The organism is Ruegeria sp. H3 (genome assembly GCF_056533095.1).
The window spans coordinates 32248-47452 of sequence record NZ_JBQFOD010000005.1 but is presented as its reverse complement, the minus strand read 5'-3'; the positions used below and the strand labels follow the sequence as shown (position 1 = coordinate 47452).

Sequence of the window (15205 nt, the reverse complement as noted above, 5' to 3'; positions counted from 1 at the left end):
ACTTGGGGAGTAACACATGAAATTCACTACACTTCTGGCAAGCGCCGCCATGGCGCTGGGTCTGGCCTCGGGGGTCATGGCCGAAGACAAGACAAAGGTCGGCTTTGTCTATGTTGGTCCCGTGGGCGACGGTGGCTGGACCTATGAGCACAACAAGGGTCGGCTGGCGGTTGAAGAACACTTTGGCGACAAGGTCGAAACCGTGTTTGTTGAATCCGTACCCGAAGGCCCGGATTCCGAACGCGTCATGACCCAGATGGCACTGGAAGGGGCCGATCTGATCTTTACCACCTCGTTCGGCTACATGGACCCCACGATCAACGTGGCCAAGAAGTTCCCGAATGTGAAGTTCGAACATGCAACTGGCTACAAGACCGCCGATAACGTCTCGGTCTATTCGGCACGTTTCTATGAAGGTCGCGCCGTTCAGGGTCACATCGCGGGTAACATGACCAAGTCGAACATCATCGGCTATATCGGTTCCTATCCGATCCCCGAAGTGATCCGGGGCATCAACTCGGCCTTTATTCACGCGCAACGGGTCAACCCGGATGTCGAGTTTAAAATCGTCTGGGCTTACACTTGGTTTGATCCCGCGAAAGAGGCTGATGCTGCGAAGGTTCTGATCGAACAGGGCGCCGATGTGATTCTGCAGCACACGGACTCGACTGCGCCGCAGGCGGCTGCGCAAGAGGCGGGCAATGTTGTCACCTTTGGCCAGGCCTCGGACATGAGCGAATATGCTCCGTTCCCGCGCGTCTCATCGATCATCGACGACTGGGCGCCTTACTACATCGCGCGCACACAGGCCGTGATGGACGGCACCTGGGAATCTGTAAACACCTGGGACGGTATCCGCGAAGGTATGGTCGCCATTGGCGAAATCTCTGACGCCGTTCCGGCGGATGTCAAAGAAGAAGCGCTGGCAATGAAAGCGGCCATGGCTGCTGGTGAGTACCACCCCTTCACTGGCCCGATCAAAAAGCAGGATGGCAGCGATTGGTTGGCTGACGGTGAAGTGGCCGATGATGGCACTTTGGCAGGTATGAACTTCTACGTCGAAGGACTGGAAGGCGAGATTCCGCAATAAGCCACTGGCGTAGAACCAAAATGAAAGCCCGCGCTTGGCCGCGGGCTTTCTTTATGGGTGCTGCCACAGGTCGCGCCCGACGATTTTGCGATACCAACAACGTGCTTTTCGTGCGGCTTGCAATCGGTTGCAGAACCGTTGCTTAGATGCATAATAGTTTGCAATGACAATCCCAACTCCTGCACGGCACAGACGGTATCAATTTTGAGCGTTACACTGAAAGACGTCGCAGCACTGGCAGGCGTATCCCGGTCCGCAGTTTCGCGAACCTTTACCGAAGGCGCCTCGGTCTCGGCCAAGACCCGCAGCAAGGTCGAAAAAGCCGCGCAAGAGCTGGGGTACAGTCCAAACGCGCTGGCCTCATCGCTGACAACCGGGCGGACTAAGCTGATTGGTTTGATTTCCAACAACTTTCACAACCCTATTTTCCTTGAGGTGTTCGACCAGTTCACCCGCGCGTTGCAGGAACGCGGGCTGCGTCCGCTGATCGTAAACCTGACTGATGAGACTGAGCCCGCCAATTCCGTCCGCATGCTGCGTCAGTATTCAGTCGATGCGGTCATCGTGGCCTCTTCGACCCTACCCCCCAGCTTTGCCAAAGCGTTCCACGATGCTGGTGTGCCCGTGGTGCACACGTTTGGGCGTTCAGCAACGTCGCCTGAGGTGCATGTGGTTGGTATCGACAATGTCGAATGTGGGCGCATGGCGGCGCGCGAGCTTGTCGCGCGCGGATACAAGCATATCGGATATCTGGGCGGGCCAAAAAGCGCGACCTCGGCTTTGGATCGATACCGCGGGTTCATTGAGGAAGCCGAGCAGCATCCCGAGCTGCAGATTTCGTATTCCTTCGCAGACAACTATTCGTTTGAGGCCGGACGGGCCGAGATGCTGCGCTTGCTAAGTGGCGCTCCGGCAGACGGGTATTTCTGCGGTGACGATATCCTGTCTGTCGGTGCGTTGTCCGCCCTTTCAGATCATGCGCTGGAACCGGGCCAGGATATTGGCATCATCGGCCTGAATGACATGGAAATGGCACGCTGGGAAAGCGTTGATCTGACGACTATTCATCAGCCAATCAAGCAGATCATTACGTCCTCGGTCGACCTGGTCGAAGAGATGCTGAAAGAGCCTCAAAGATACCCTGAGGCGCGGATATTCCCCTGCCGCGTGATCGAACGGGGCACGTTGCGGCCCCGCCCCTGATTAGCGGAACATTGGCGGACGCGCGTCTTTCCACGCGCCGTCCTCTTTGCCCGACGCAACAGCAGCATGAACCGCGGCAATCGAACGCACACCGTCTGAGGCGCCTGGCAGACCATTCCGAACCTCACCGCGGATCGCGTCTGCCAGATCGCAATAGATATTGGCCACGGCCAGCGGGAAACCTTCAGGATGGGCGATGGCGACGCGTGACAGACGCCGCGCTTCGTCATGCAGTCCACCTTCACCCTTTTCGATGATCTGAGTGCGCCCGCCGACCGGTGTATAAATCAACTGGTTCGGCTGCTCGGACGCCCAGCGCAGACCGCCGGTTTCGCCAAACACTTGAATATCAAACCCGTGCTGTCGCCCAATCGCCACCGATGAGGTCCAAAGCCGCCCAACCGTGCCGCCTTCCATCCGGAAATTGACCATTGCGTCATCCTCCAACTCTCGGCTGGCAATGGTCGAGGCCATATCGGCCGACAGGGAGTTCACCTCATCATCGCAGATGAAGCTGGCCATATGCAGCGCGTGAATACCGCAATCCGCGAACTGGCCCGAGACACCTGCCATGGCCGGATCATAGCGCCATCGGACGCGCGGATTATCGGCGTCTGCCGCGTCGCCATGATGCCCATGGCTGAAATTGGTCACGACCAGACGAACCTTGCCGATCTCTCCAGCTCGCACCATGGCACGGGCCTGGCGCACCATTGGATAGGCCGAGTAGCAATAGTTCACTGCACATATCTTGCCGGACGCCTCGGCCACGCGCACAATCTCTTCGCCCTCTTCTACCGTCATGGTCATCGGCTTTTCGCACAGCACGTTGAACCCGGCCTCCAGATAGGCCTTGGCAATCTCGAAATGGGTTGAGTTCGGAGTCGCAATTGTCACCAGATCAATCCGGTCGTCGCGGTCTTTTTCACCTGCCAGCATGTCCTGCCAGCTGCCATAGGCACGATCAGCAGCGATCCCGAGCCTTTTAGCATATTCCCTGCCCACATCCGGGCGATGATCCAGCGCACCTGCGGCGAATTCGAACATCCCGTCTGCTTGCGCACCCAACCTGTGAGCAGGTCCGATCTGGCTGCCTTCGCCGCCACCGATCATGCCCCATTTCAGCTTTGCCATGGTCTTAAGTCTTTCTTCAGAACGTGTCGTTGAGCGATCAGAAATCGCTGATGTCTTTCCACTGTCGCTGGTCCGAGGATGCCAGCGCCGCCGCCAGTACCCGGTTCACCTCATGCCCGTCGCGGAAGGTTGGCCAGATCGCCTCGCCGGTGTGGATGGCATGCAGGAAATCCTTGGCCTCGATGATAATCTGGTCCTGATATCCGGTGCCGTGACCGGGGCCCTGGCAGAAGGGTTCATAATCCGGGTGGGCCGGGCCGGTCAGGATCTTGGTGAACCCCCGCTGCGCCTCAGGGCCTTCGCGTCGATACAGCCACAGGGCATTCTGATCTTCCTGGTCAAAGCGGATCGCCCCTTTTGTGCCCGATACTTCATAGGCATAGCCCATCTTGCGGCCCGTTGCGACACGGCTGAAATAGAGGTTGCCCATCACACCGTTTTCGAACCGGCACATCATCTGAGCGTGATCATCATTTGTGACCCCACCACCCGGACGCGTGCGGTGAACGGTTTCGACATCAGCCATCACCTGCGCAATCGGCCCAATCAGGGCCAACGCGCCATTCACCATATGCGGGGCCAGATCCCCGATGGTGCCGTTTGCCATCCCCGTGGTACGCCAGGTGGCTGGGGCCTGCGGGTCGGCATAGAAATCCTCGGTGTGCTCTCCGCGAAACCAGGTGACATCGCCGATCTCGCCATCGGCAATCAGCTTGCGCGCGTATTGGCTGGCAGGTGTGCGGATATAGTTGAAGCCGACCATGTTGACGACGCCCGCTGCTTCAGCGGCATTGACCATGGCCTGACTATCCTCCAGCGAGGCGCCCAAAGGTTTTTCACACAAAACCGGTTTACCCAAAGCAAAGGCCGCTTCGGCAATGTGACGATGGGTTTCCTGCGGCGATGCGATGACTATGGCCTCGATCTTCGGGTCATCGACCAAGACCCGCCAATCGGCGGTAGCGCGCTGGAAACCGTATGCCACGCGGTAGCGCTCTGCGCTTTCGGGGGTCGAGGCGCAGATCACCTCAAGCCGTGGTCTGAGTGCTGTGTTGAACACCGCGCCCACTGCGGACATAGCAACGGAATGCGCCTTGCCCATATAGCCGCCACCCACAATTCCAATTCCGATCTCAGGCATCTTTTGCGGCTCCGAACATTGTATTTGCAACCGGTTGCAAAATGAGTATCGTGTGAATCGATTCAGCGCAAGGTCCAAACTTTGCCATTATCTCTGTCGGAGGACTAAAGACGTGAGCGCCCTGATCGACGGCATCAAAGGAAACCGATTTGCTATTCTGGGGCGCGCGGGCATGGATTTGACCGCAGCGCCCATTGGCGCAAAAAGCGAGGAGGCCGATACCTTTCACGCCGACTTGGGCGGATCATCCGCCAATATCGCGGCCGGCCTGGTCAAGCTAGGCAGTCAGGCGGCGCTGATCACTTCAATCTCGGATGATGCGATCGGACGGTTCTGCATGAACCGCCTACACCACTACGGCGTAGATATGTCTTGCATTCGAACCATCGGCGGTGAGCATCGCATGTCACTTGCGATCTATGAAAGCCGAACGGACGATTTCCAAAACGTCATCTACAGAAACAATGCGGTCGACTTTCAGGTCACCGAAGAAGACATGGATCGCGTTGATTTCAGCAGATTCACCGCTCTGGTGTCCGCCGGTACCGTTTTCGCCGCCGAACCCTCGCGCAGTGCGACGTTCCGCGGGTTTGAAAACGCGCGAAAGGCCGGTCTGCCCATCATCTTCGATATCGATTATCGGCCCTATAGCTGGCCCTCGCCCGAGGTTGCCGCAGAAGTTCTTTCGCGCGCAGGTGAAGCAAGCGATCTGATCGTAGGCAATGATGAAGAGTTCGGCTTTATGGCGGGCGGCATCGAAAAGGGTTTTGCCAAAGCTCAAGAACTCGCGAAAAAACCGGGCCGGGTCGTCATCTACAAGATGGGTGAAAAAGGCGCCGTAACGCTGGCAGATGGGCAGGAAACCCAAACCGGTATCTACCCGGTCGACGCGATCAAGCCGGTCGGGGCTGGTGACAGCTTCATGGCCGGGCTCTTGGCCTCAATCGCGGCAGGGTATCCGCTGAAAGAAGCCGTGATGCGCGGATCGGCCTGCGCTTCTATCGTGGTCTCAAAACCCGGCTGCGCCCCGGCCATGCCTACGACTGCCGAACTCGACGCATTTCTGGCCGATCATCCCGGCCCGACCACATAGGAATATCCCATGCATATTGCGCCATATGATAACAAGAACACCGCCATCGTTGATATCGATGACCCCATGGTTCCCCTGAACTATTTCAACATCGTGAAACTACAAAAAGGCCAAGCGTTCGAATATCAGGTGCCCGGCTACGAAACCTGCATCGTACCCGCAACCGGCTCGGTCGATGTGTCGGTTGAAGGGGTGCAGTTCCCCCAGCTTGGCAACCGGGGTGAAGACGTCTGGGACGGCGACCCAGAAGGGGTCTATGTCCCTGTTGGCGCAAAGGTGCAGATTGTCTGTGTCTCGGACGCGACCGAGGTTTTTGTTGCAGGGGCGAAGTATGACAAAGTGCTAGAGCCCTTCGATGTGCGTGAACACGATCTTGTGCAATATGGCAGCGACGACACCAAAACGCACCGCAAGATCAAGCACATCCTCGGACAGAAACAACATGACAAAGTAGGTCGCCTGCTGGTCAGTGAACTGTTCACTGTAGGTCAGGGCGGCTGGTCCGGCTTTCCCAGCCACAAGCACGACACCAACCGGCTGCCAGATGAAACGCGCCACGACGAGACCTATAATTTCCGCTTCAAACCCAACTGGGGCTCGGGCTTGCAAATGCTTCAGCGTGAAGACAATGAACCGGGGGATGCCTATCACATCGTCGATGGATCGACCGTTTGCATCGACAAGGGGTATCATCCCTGCTGCGTATTGCCGGGGTATGAGATGTACTATTTCACCATCCTTGGCGGGCTGACGCAGCGCTCTCTGGTACAGTATTTCCAACCCACCCATGCCTATCAGGTCGAGACGATCCCGGGCATCAAAGACATGATTGCAAAGTTCAAATGACGCTCGTGACATTGAAAGACGTGCTGCAACCCGCCTATCGGCAGGGCTATGCGGTAGGCGGGCTTGTGACCCTGGGCTGGGAAGATATGCGCGCCTATGTGGCCGCTGCCGAGGCTGAGAACGCGCCCGTTATCTTGCAAGCGGGGCCCAGCTGCCGCGAGCACACGCCGCTGCCCATTTTGGGCAAGATGTTCCGCCATCTGGCCGAAGGGGCCTCTGTCCCCGTCGTCGCTCATCTGGATCACGGCTATACGTTTGAAGACTGCAAGATCGCGCTGGACAGCGGCTTTACCTCACTGATGTTCGATGGCTCGCGCAAGCCGCTGCAACAGAACATAGACGAGACCGCAGCCATTGCTGAAATGGCCCACGCGGCAGGGATCTCCTGCGAGGGCGAGATCGGGTTCGTGGGTTATTCCGGCGGCGAAGGATCCAACGGAACCGACCCGTCCGAGGCCGCACAATTCGCCCGCGACAGCGGTGTAGATGCAATGGCAATCTCGGTCGGGAATGTGCATTTGCAGCAGGACAAAGAGGGCGGTCTGGACGAGGACCGCATCGCTCAGATCGATGCCAAGACCGATGTGCCTTTGGTCATTCACGGGGGCTCGGGTGTGCCGGTCGAACAGCGCGCACGCCTTGCCCGCGAAACATCCATCTGCAAGTTCAACATCGGAACCGAGCTGCGCATGGCGTTCGGACAAGCTCTGCGTGAGGCCGTGAACGCTGACCCCGAGAGGTTCGACCGTGTGACGATCCTGAAAGAAACGCACGACCCGGTTGAGGCCGCCGCCCGCGTGGTTATCCGCGCATTCGGTGCGCCGCCGCAGGATGGGTGGGCAGGCGTTTCAGCTCGTTAAACATCCGGAAGCACATCAAAATTCTGGTACAAACCCGCACTAGTCATAGGATATGACCCAAAACACCAGCCAACTTGTCGATAAGTTCCTGCGGGGAATTTCGACGCACCATATCGAGACCATCCGAGATACTTGGCGGGCGCTCATGCAATGTCGTGAAAGCGCGGTGCCTGAAGTTCAAAAAAGGCTCTCGTCCAAAGCCTGGAAAGACAACCCACGCGGGCCTTCACCCAGATACTTCGGCGCGCTCCTTGCACTTCTTGACGAATTGGACCCCGTTGTTTTCAGACAAGAAATCTGTCGTCTTAAGGGGGTAAAATTACATCCCATCCATCGTCGGACGCTGAACATTCTGGCAAAACGTCTTGATGACCAACCAGCCATTGTCCTAAGCGACAATACCCCGGTATTCATCAGCGATGACATCGTAGATCGCGCGCGGGTCATTAAAAACCTGACGAAATGGAGTAGGACCAAAGGCGTCACCCTTGAACAGGTAACCCGGATAGATGTGATCGCCCGGCGGGCCGACATGGACTATCTCGGCAAGTACAATCTGTTTTTCTCTTACATTGTCCTGACCTGGCCACCTCCATCCCCCAAGGGCCTGCGCTTGTGGTGGGCGCGCATCACGGCAGAGTTCACCTTCTACCATGAAGTCGGGCATCACATTCTGGGGCACGGCGAAGGCGGTCAGGTGGCTAAGCAAGAAAAGGAAGCCAACGAATTTGCAAGTTCGATGCTACGCAATTCGAGGCCTGTTTTCGTTCTGAGCGGGCGCGCGATCATTTGGCCGTTCAAACCTCTGCTCCGACGCCTATTGAAGCGACCGGCGCGCGATAGAGCAGAAAACACTCGGGTATAGAACAATTTCATCCGGCTTTGGACGCATTGGGGCCTATCCATCACGCTCCATGATCCATTCGACCTCCGGGGCCGGGACGAACCGCCATTTCCGCAGGGGTCCGGCCATGACGTTAAGGTAGTACATCTCAAACCCATAGGGCGCACCGCAAGGGTGATGTCCACGCGGCACGATCACAACATCGCCATCCGAAACCGCCATCGTTTCATCCAACTGACCGTCATCGGTATAGACCCGCTGTACGCCAAACCCGTTGGCCGGGTTGAGACGGTGGAAATAGGTTTCTTCCAGATAAGTGATCCGAGGGTAATCGTCTTCATCATGGCGGTGGCTGGGATAGGAGGACCAGTGGCCGTTCGGCGTGAAGACCTCGGTCACCAGCAGGCTGTCGGCGTAGTCTTCATTTTCCATCGCGATGTTGTTGATATAGCGCGTGTTCACGCCCTTGCCGCGTTCAGTCAGGGTAATGCCATTGGGACCGATCCGCCGTGCCTCGTGCCCGCCATTGCCCGGTGCCGAACACACAGCGATGACGCAATCGGTTTCTGCGACAGCCTCCCATTCGGTTCCGTTAGGCAGATAAAGGCAATGCGGCGGTGTCTTCTCGAACACATCCATCCGGTCACCCAGAACGCCCCATTCCTGCCCCGCCCCGGTGATCTGCGCCTTGCCCTCGACCATCACCAGAATGACCTCTCGATCCCCGGTGAGTTCTGCCGCCTTGTCACCTGCGCGCAGGTGATAAAGACCGAAACCCACATAACGCCACCCGGCGCTGGCCGGGGTGATATCGTGAACTTTCCCGTGCGTGCCGAGGGGTTTTTTGTGCAAATCCGCCATCTTGTTCTCCTTGCGGGCGACCCCATAGGCCGCCCGGCTATTGTTTCAGGCAGCTTGCCTTTGGGTCAGGGCCGAGAGTGTTTGGACCAGTTGCGCCTTGGTCCATCCTTCTGCAACCGCACGTCGCAGGATATCCGCCTGACTTTCCGGCGCGTTGCCGCCGACCGGAGGGTCCGTGTCCAGATTGGTTGGGAACGGATAACCCTCTGCAGTGGCCGCTATCGCGGCCTCCAACTGCGCCGTATCCAACGCCCCACGCTGTTTCAAGGAAACCAGCAATGGGAAAACCGCCAGAGACATCGCCTGGCGATCCACAGCCTCCATCGCGCGCCCGAAAGCTGATGAGATTTGCAGCAGGTTCGCCATTCGGTGAATATCAGCGCTGCTGTTCTCCCCCGCAGCATGGAACAGCGCCGGATTGAAGAACACCGCGTCGCCCTTCTCCAGCGGTAACTGGATATAGTTGTCCTCGAAATACGCCCGGTGGGCTTCATCGTGAAACGCCAGATAGCCCGGCTGATAAAGCTGCGAGAAGGGTAGTAGTTTGGTTGGGCCGCTTTCCACAGGCATGTCGCAATGGGCCACTGCGCCCTGCAAGGTCAGCGAGGCTGTTACCAGATGCGCATGGACCGGATACCGCGCCGCACTGTCTGCGCTTTGAAACCCAAGGTGATAGTCCCGATGCGCCTGCTGCGCCTTGCCACCGGGTCGCACCTGATTGACTTGGGCAGTCATCTGATAATTCGGACCTAGCCATGCCTCACAAGCCGCAGCGATAGCCGTGTTCCCGAAGTAAAGCGCGAAGCCTTCGGGATCACGCAGGCACTGTTTTTGCAGCGCATTCCAAATCCGGTCGTTGGCGCCTGAGGCAGCGAAGTGGTCGCCTTCACCAGACCCGCTTTGACGTTCCTCGTCAATAATCTGGCGAAACACATCCGTCGCACGGTCGATAACAGCGGTATCCGGATAGGCCCTTTTCAGCGCGATCACCCCGGCGGATTTGTCCAACACCCAGCCCCATTCCGCCAGCAATGCTTGCCGCGCGTCGGGCCGCTCCAGCATCGGGCGTAGTACCTGCATGTCATAGACCGGCACGTTCTTTTCGACCGTTGCCGCGTGGGGCACCGCATCAATCAAAAGGTTCTGAGAAGTCAACACCTTGAATTCATCCAGATCACAGGATTCCCGGTCGAAATAGCCGACATATCCGAGGTCTTGAGTTACCATGACAGACTCCTTTCTCATGGCCTTCGGTGTTGCCCCTTGGGGCGGTGTACTAAGCCGCTATCTCCAATCCTGCCTTGCCGCAGACATCAACGATGTGGTCGTAACCCAGTTTGGAGTATTCACAGGGCGGTGCTTTGGCCGGGTCCTGTTCCGCCTCGACCACGATCCAGCCGCTATAGTCCATCGCCTTCAGCGCGTTTGCGACGGCCTGAAAGTCGATGCAGCCGTCACTAGGCACGGTGAAGGCCCCAGCGATGACCGCATCCAAAAAGCTGCGATTATTCTCGCGCACATCCTGCACAACAGCAGGGCGGATATCCTTGAAGTGTACGTGACGCACTCGGTCGCCCCAACGGTTCAAGGTTGCCATCACATCGCCGCCGCCAAACAACAGATGACCGGTGTCAAAACACAATCCCACCTCGGGACCTGACCCTTCCATCAGCCAGTTCACATCATCTTCGCTTTCGATGATGGTGCCCATGTGATGGTGATAAGCCATGGGCATGCCCTGATCGGCCATCCATTTTGCCAGTTCGGTGATCTTGGCGGCGTAGGCCAGCAACTCATCTTTTGACAGTTTGGGCCGGTGATTGACCGGCGTACCTGCCTCCGTCTGGATGGTGTTGGAACATTCCGCATAGACAATGCACGGGCTGTCCAGCGCCACGAACTGCTCGACCTGTTCGCGGACGGCTTCACGCTCGGTTGCGAAGTCATTGAGCAACGATGCGCCGGAACACCAGCCGCCACACAGGGCAATATCGCTGGCATCCAGATAAGCCCGCAACCCTTCGGTATCGCCGGGCATCCGTTGGCCGCGCTCGACGCCCGTATAGCCAATCTCTCGCGCCTCTTTCAGCGCCTGTTCCATAGTGTAGGCCGCCGTCAGGTCGGGTAAATCATCATTCTGCCACGCAATCGGAGAGATGCCGATCTTCACGCTCATTTCGTGTTTCTTTCTTTGATCGCAACTTCATAGGCCGCGCGTTTTTCGTTGACTTCGGGACGGATCGAGACCTCGGGCACGGCGACCTCCCACCACGTGCCGCCATATTCGGTGGACGGGTATGGATCGGTGTCGATGACAACCACGTATGGCCCTTTGATGCCGGCACGCTTGGCCAACGCGTCTTCCAATTCCGCAATCGAACTGACCTTGACCGAGGTCGCCCCCATCGCCGCCGCGTGGGCGGCAAAATCAATGGCCGAGGGCGTTTCGTGCACCGCGTGATCCAGAAGGTTGTTAAACTCAGCCCCGCCAGTGCCCATCTGCAAGCGGTTGATACAGCCAAATCCACGGTTGTCGGTGATCACCACGGTGAACGAGATACCCATCATCGCGGCAGAGGCCATTTCCGAGTTCGCCATCATATAGGTGCCGTCGCCGGTAAAGCAGATCACGTCGCGATCCGGCTGGGCCATCTTGATGCCCATCGCACCGGCGATCTCATACCCCATACAGCTGAATCCGTATTCCATGTGATAGGCCCCGGGGCGCGGGGCTTTCCACAGCTTGTGCAGCTCACCCGGCATGGTGCCTGCCGCACACATCACCACCGTGTCGTCATGCGAGGCACGCTGAACCGCGCCGACCACTTGCATGTCGGTAGGCAGTGCATTCCCGTCTCCGGGCGCGTCGGTCAGCTTGTCGACCTTGCCAAACCAATCCGCTTTGAGCGTGTCAGCCACAGGGTCAGCGCTGTAACCCTGTAGGCTTGCGCCAAGTTCTTCCAAACCAACCCGAGCGTCGGTTTGCAGGGGCATTGCCCCGTGCTTTTCGGCGTCATAGGCGGCTGTATTCAGGCACACCATCTCGCGCTCGGGGTTCGAAAACAGGCCCCAGGATCCGGTGGTGAAATCCTGCAACCGCGTACCAACCGCTAGGACCAGATCAGCCTCGGCGCAGACGTCGTTGGCAGGCTCTCCACCGGTCACGCCAATGGGGCCCAGATTCAATGGATGGTCCCAGGCCAAAGCCGACTTGCCCGCCTGCGTTTCAGCGACGGGTAAATTGTGGGTTTCAACAAAGCTTTGCAGCGCATCGGTCGCACCCGAGTAATGCACCCCGCCTCCGGCCACAATAACGGGACGCTTGGCGGCTTTGATCGCGGCGACAGCGCGCACCAGTTCGCCCTCATCCGGGCGAATGCGGCGCTGATACCAGACGCGTGGTTCAAAGAAGCTTTCAGGATAGTCATAAGCCTCGGCCTGCACGTCCTGACAGAAGGCCAGCGTCACCGGGCCGCAATCAGCCGGGTCCGTCATGGTGCGGAAGGCGCGCGGCAGCGCGGTCAACAGATGTTCGGGGCGCGAGATACGGTCATAGTACCGGCTGACCGGGCGGAAACAGTCATTGGCGCTGACGGTACCATCGCCGAAGTTTTCGATCTGTTGCAGCACCGGATCGGGCCCGCGCGTGGCGAACACGTCACCGGGGATGATCAGAACTGGCAAGCGGTTGGCATGGGCTAAAGCCGCCGCTGTCACCATATTCGTGGCCCCAGGCCCAATGGACGACGTCACCGCCATCGCCCGCGTGCGGCGCATCTGTTTGGCATAGGCAATCGCACAATGGGCCATCGTTTGTTCGTTGTGACCACGATAGGTAGGCAGGCTGTCTCTGACGGCATGCAAAGCTTCACCCAACCCCGCCACATTGCCATGGCCAAAGATGGCCCAGACACCTGCGATATAGGGCTCCCCGGCCTCATTTAACTGCGCCCCGATATAGCGCACCAGAGCCTGCGCCGCGGTCAGTCGGACTGTCTTGCTCATCATGATCCCTTTCCACACGAAGCCGCCATCGGCATTCCGTCGGTATTCACATTTTTGAAGGTTCCAGGCCAACCGAATGGACCTGACGATTTGTGGTTTTGCACCACCACTTAGTTCGATACTCCGCATGTCTGCGGAGCATCGGTGGTTTAAACTGTTCCGCCCAGCGAGCCTTCCAGCTGGGCCAGCTCCTGACCCCCTGCCATCAGGTCCTGAAGCTCTTCTGGCGTGATCTCACCCCGTTTCGCAGTGCCCAGTGTTTGGCCCCGGTTCAAAACGGTAAATCTGTCGCCGACAGCCAGCGCGTGACGCACGTTGTGACTGATGAACACGACGCCTACGCCCTGACTTCGCACCTTATCGATAGTCGCCAACACGTTCGAGGTTTGACGCACCCCAAGGGCCGAGGTCGGCTCGTCCAAAATCAGGATCTTCGCTCCGAAATGCACCGCGCGCGCGATCGCAACGGTCTGGCGTTCGCCGCCCGACAATGTGCCAACCGCCTGATCCGGTCCCCGCAGGTTGATGCCCATCTTGCGCATCTCTTCCATGGTGATCTCATCCGCCAGCTTCTTGTCGAAGAAGTTGATACCGGCCACCTTGCGCGTGGGCTCATTACCCATGAAGAAGTTGCGGCTGACGCTCATCAACGGGATCATGGCCAGATGCTGGTGCACCGTAGCGATGCCCGCAGAAATCGCGTCGCGCGGATCTTCGAAATGCATAGGCTTGTCTTCGAAGAAAATCTCACCCGCTGTTGGCTTGTGCACACCTGACATGGTTTTGATGAAGGTCGACTTGCCCGCGCCATTATCGCCCAGCAAGCAATGACACTCACCCGGTTTGAGGTCGAAACTGACACCGGCCAGCGCAATCACAGACCCAAAGTGTTTCTGGATGTCGACCATACGGATGATCGGTTTTTGCTCTTGCGCGTCGCCATGATGGAATTTGGTGTCTTCAGTCATCTCAGTGTTCTCCTGTGATGATGCGACGGATATAGGTGTTCAAGATCACCGCACCGAGCAGGATCACACCCAGGAACACCCGGAACAGCGAGCTTTCGACCCCGGCAAAGAACAGCCCCTGCTGCACCACACCAAAGATGAGCGCGCCCAAAGCCGCCCCCAGAACCGAGCCATAGCCGCCCGTCAGCAATGCGCCGCCAATGACCACCGCGATGATCGCCTCGAACTCTTTCAGCAAACCACGATCCGCCCCGGCCGAGCCGAACTCCATCACCTGACAGGTAGCGAAAACAGTGGCGCAGAAGGCGGTGAACATGAACATCAGGATTTTCACCTTGTTCACAGGCACGCCGGAGTTCCGTGCGGCCTCGGCGTCTCCACCTGCGGCAAAAATCCAGTTTCCGAACTTGGTTTTAGTCAGCAAAACATGGCCAAAAATGATGATGCCGATGGCCCAGATGATCAGCATCGGAATGCCGTCCACCACTGGTTCGCCTAGGCGCGATCCGCGCTCGAACGTGGCAATGATCCCATTGTCACCCAGCCAAACGAAAAGGCCCTGAAACACCTTGCCGCCAAAAACCGAAGCGAGCCAATCGCCTTCTGCTGCATCCTTGATGCCGCCGATGATGGTCTTGCGTTCAATCGTCTGCGGCAGAAAGATCGTAAAGCCGCGCAGGATGAACAAAAACGCCAGCGTCACAATAAAGCTGGGCAATCCGGTGCGCACGACAATAAAGCCGTTGAGGGCACCGATAGAGACACACAGAACAAACGTGACGATGATCGCCATCCAGACCGGCCAAGTCAGCGTGACCGAGAAGATGGCAATCATCATCCCGGCAAAACCAATCATCGACCCGACGGACAGGTCAAACTCACCCGCGATCATCAACAGGCAAGCCCCTACAGCGATGATCATGAACTGGGCCGAAACGATCGACCAGTTCATCACGCCCTGCGAGTTGAACATGCCGCTGTCAAAAGCGAACAGCAGGAAAAAGGTGAAAACGGCGACGGTCCCGACCATGCCACCCAGTTCCGGGCGGATCAGGGCGCGGCGCAACGGCGAGATCTCTTTGATCCGTTCGTCGCTGCCTGCCGTGGATTGAGCTGACTCTGACATAAAGGTCCTCCCCTCGCGGGTGATCCCGAAGAAT

Annotated in this window: 14 protein-coding genes; 6 read left to right on the top strand and 8 right to left on the bottom strand. The window is 58.0% G+C overall.

Features of this window, described 5'->3' with window-relative positions:
- Positions 1-16 precede the first annotated feature (16 nt).
- On the top strand, positions 17-1090 hold the full coding sequence (locus tag ACR0JE_RS07865) for a BMP family ABC transporter substrate-binding protein (protein WP_480863785.1): 1074 nt from the start codon (positions 17-19) through the stop codon (positions 1088-1090).
- Positions 1091-1294: 204 nt separating this feature from the next.
- On the top strand, positions 1295-2293 hold the full coding sequence (locus ACR0JE_RS07860) for a LacI family DNA-binding transcriptional regulator (protein ID WP_480544263.1): 999 nt from the start codon (positions 1295-1297) through the stop codon (positions 2291-2293).
- Here the strand turns inward: ACR0JE_RS07860 and ACR0JE_RS07855 are convergent, their stop codons facing one another.
- Positions 2294-3427, bottom strand: a complete 1134-nt coding sequence (locus tag ACR0JE_RS07855; protein WP_480863784.1) for a Gfo/Idh/MocA family protein — start codon at positions 3425-3427, stop codon at positions 2294-2296.
- A gap of 37 nt (positions 3428-3464) precedes the next feature.
- Positions 3465-4568: a Gfo/Idh/MocA family protein gene (locus ACR0JE_RS07850; protein ID WP_480863782.1), complete on the bottom strand. Its 1104-nt coding sequence runs from the start codon at positions 4566-4568 to the stop codon at positions 3465-3467.
- A gap of 112 nt (positions 4569-4680) precedes the next feature.
- On the opposite strand from ACR0JE_RS07850, the gene iolC reads away from it, so the two are divergent.
- The 4 genes from iolC to ACR0JE_RS07830 are packed head-to-tail and all read left to right on the top strand — an operon-like array spanning position 4681 to position 8232.
- Positions 4681-5661, top strand: a complete 981-nt coding sequence (gene iolC, locus ACR0JE_RS07845) for a 5-dehydro-2-deoxygluconokinase (protein WP_480863781.1) — start codon at positions 4681-4683, stop codon at positions 5659-5661.
- Between the two features lie 9 nt (positions 5662-5670).
- Positions 5671-6507, top strand: a complete 837-nt coding sequence (locus ACR0JE_RS07840) for a 5-deoxy-glucuronate isomerase (protein WP_480863779.1) — start codon at positions 5671-5673, stop codon at positions 6505-6507.
- Positions 6504-7367 (top strand): class II fructose-bisphosphate aldolase, encoded by an 864-nt coding sequence (locus ACR0JE_RS07835; protein ID WP_480863778.1) that lies wholly within the window; start codon positions 6504-6506, stop codon positions 7365-7367. Before ACR0JE_RS07840 ends, ACR0JE_RS07835 begins: the two co-directional genes overlap by 4 nt.
- A gap of 52 nt (positions 7368-7419) precedes the next feature.
- Positions 7420-8232, top strand: a complete 813-nt coding sequence (locus tag ACR0JE_RS07830; RefSeq protein ID WP_480863776.1) for an ImmA/IrrE family metallo-endopeptidase — start codon at positions 7420-7422, stop codon at positions 8230-8232.
- 33 nt (positions 8233-8265) lie between these two features.
- Here the strand turns inward: ACR0JE_RS07830 and iolB are convergent, their stop codons facing one another.
- The 6 genes from iolB to ACR0JE_RS07800 form a co-directional block, all read right to left on the bottom strand.
- Entirely contained in the window at positions 8266-9072 is an 807-nt protein-coding gene (gene iolB, locus ACR0JE_RS07825; protein ID WP_480863775.1) for a 5-deoxy-glucuronate isomerase, read from the bottom strand.
- Positions 9073-9117: 45 nt separating this feature from the next.
- Positions 9118-10299, bottom strand: a complete 1182-nt coding sequence (locus ACR0JE_RS07820; protein ID WP_480863774.1) for a phytanoyl-CoA dioxygenase family protein — start codon at positions 10297-10299, stop codon at positions 9118-9120.
- Between the two features lie 49 nt (positions 10300-10348).
- Positions 10349-11248, bottom strand: coding sequence for a myo-inosose-2 dehydratase (gene iolE / locus ACR0JE_RS07815; protein ID WP_480863773.1), 900 nt, complete (start codon positions 11246-11248; stop codon positions 10349-10351).
- Complete coding sequence (gene iolD / locus ACR0JE_RS07810) at positions 11245-13077, bottom strand: 3D-(3,5/4)-trihydroxycyclohexane-1,2-dione acylhydrolase (decyclizing) (RefSeq protein ID WP_480863772.1); 1833 nt, start codon at positions 13075-13077, stop codon at positions 11245-11247. The genes iolE and iolD overlap by 4 nt, the downstream gene beginning before the upstream one ends.
- A gap of 149 nt (positions 13078-13226) precedes the next feature.
- Positions 13227-14045, bottom strand: coding sequence for an ATP-binding cassette domain-containing protein (locus ACR0JE_RS07805; RefSeq protein ID WP_480500018.1), 819 nt, complete (start codon positions 14043-14045; stop codon positions 13227-13229).
- A 1-nt stretch (position 14046) separates the two neighbouring features.
- A complete protein-coding gene (locus ACR0JE_RS07800; protein WP_480544274.1) occupies positions 14047-15171 on the bottom strand; it encodes an ABC transporter permease in 1125 nt (374 codons plus the stop codon).
- Between the last annotated feature and the right edge of the window lie 34 nt (positions 15172-15205).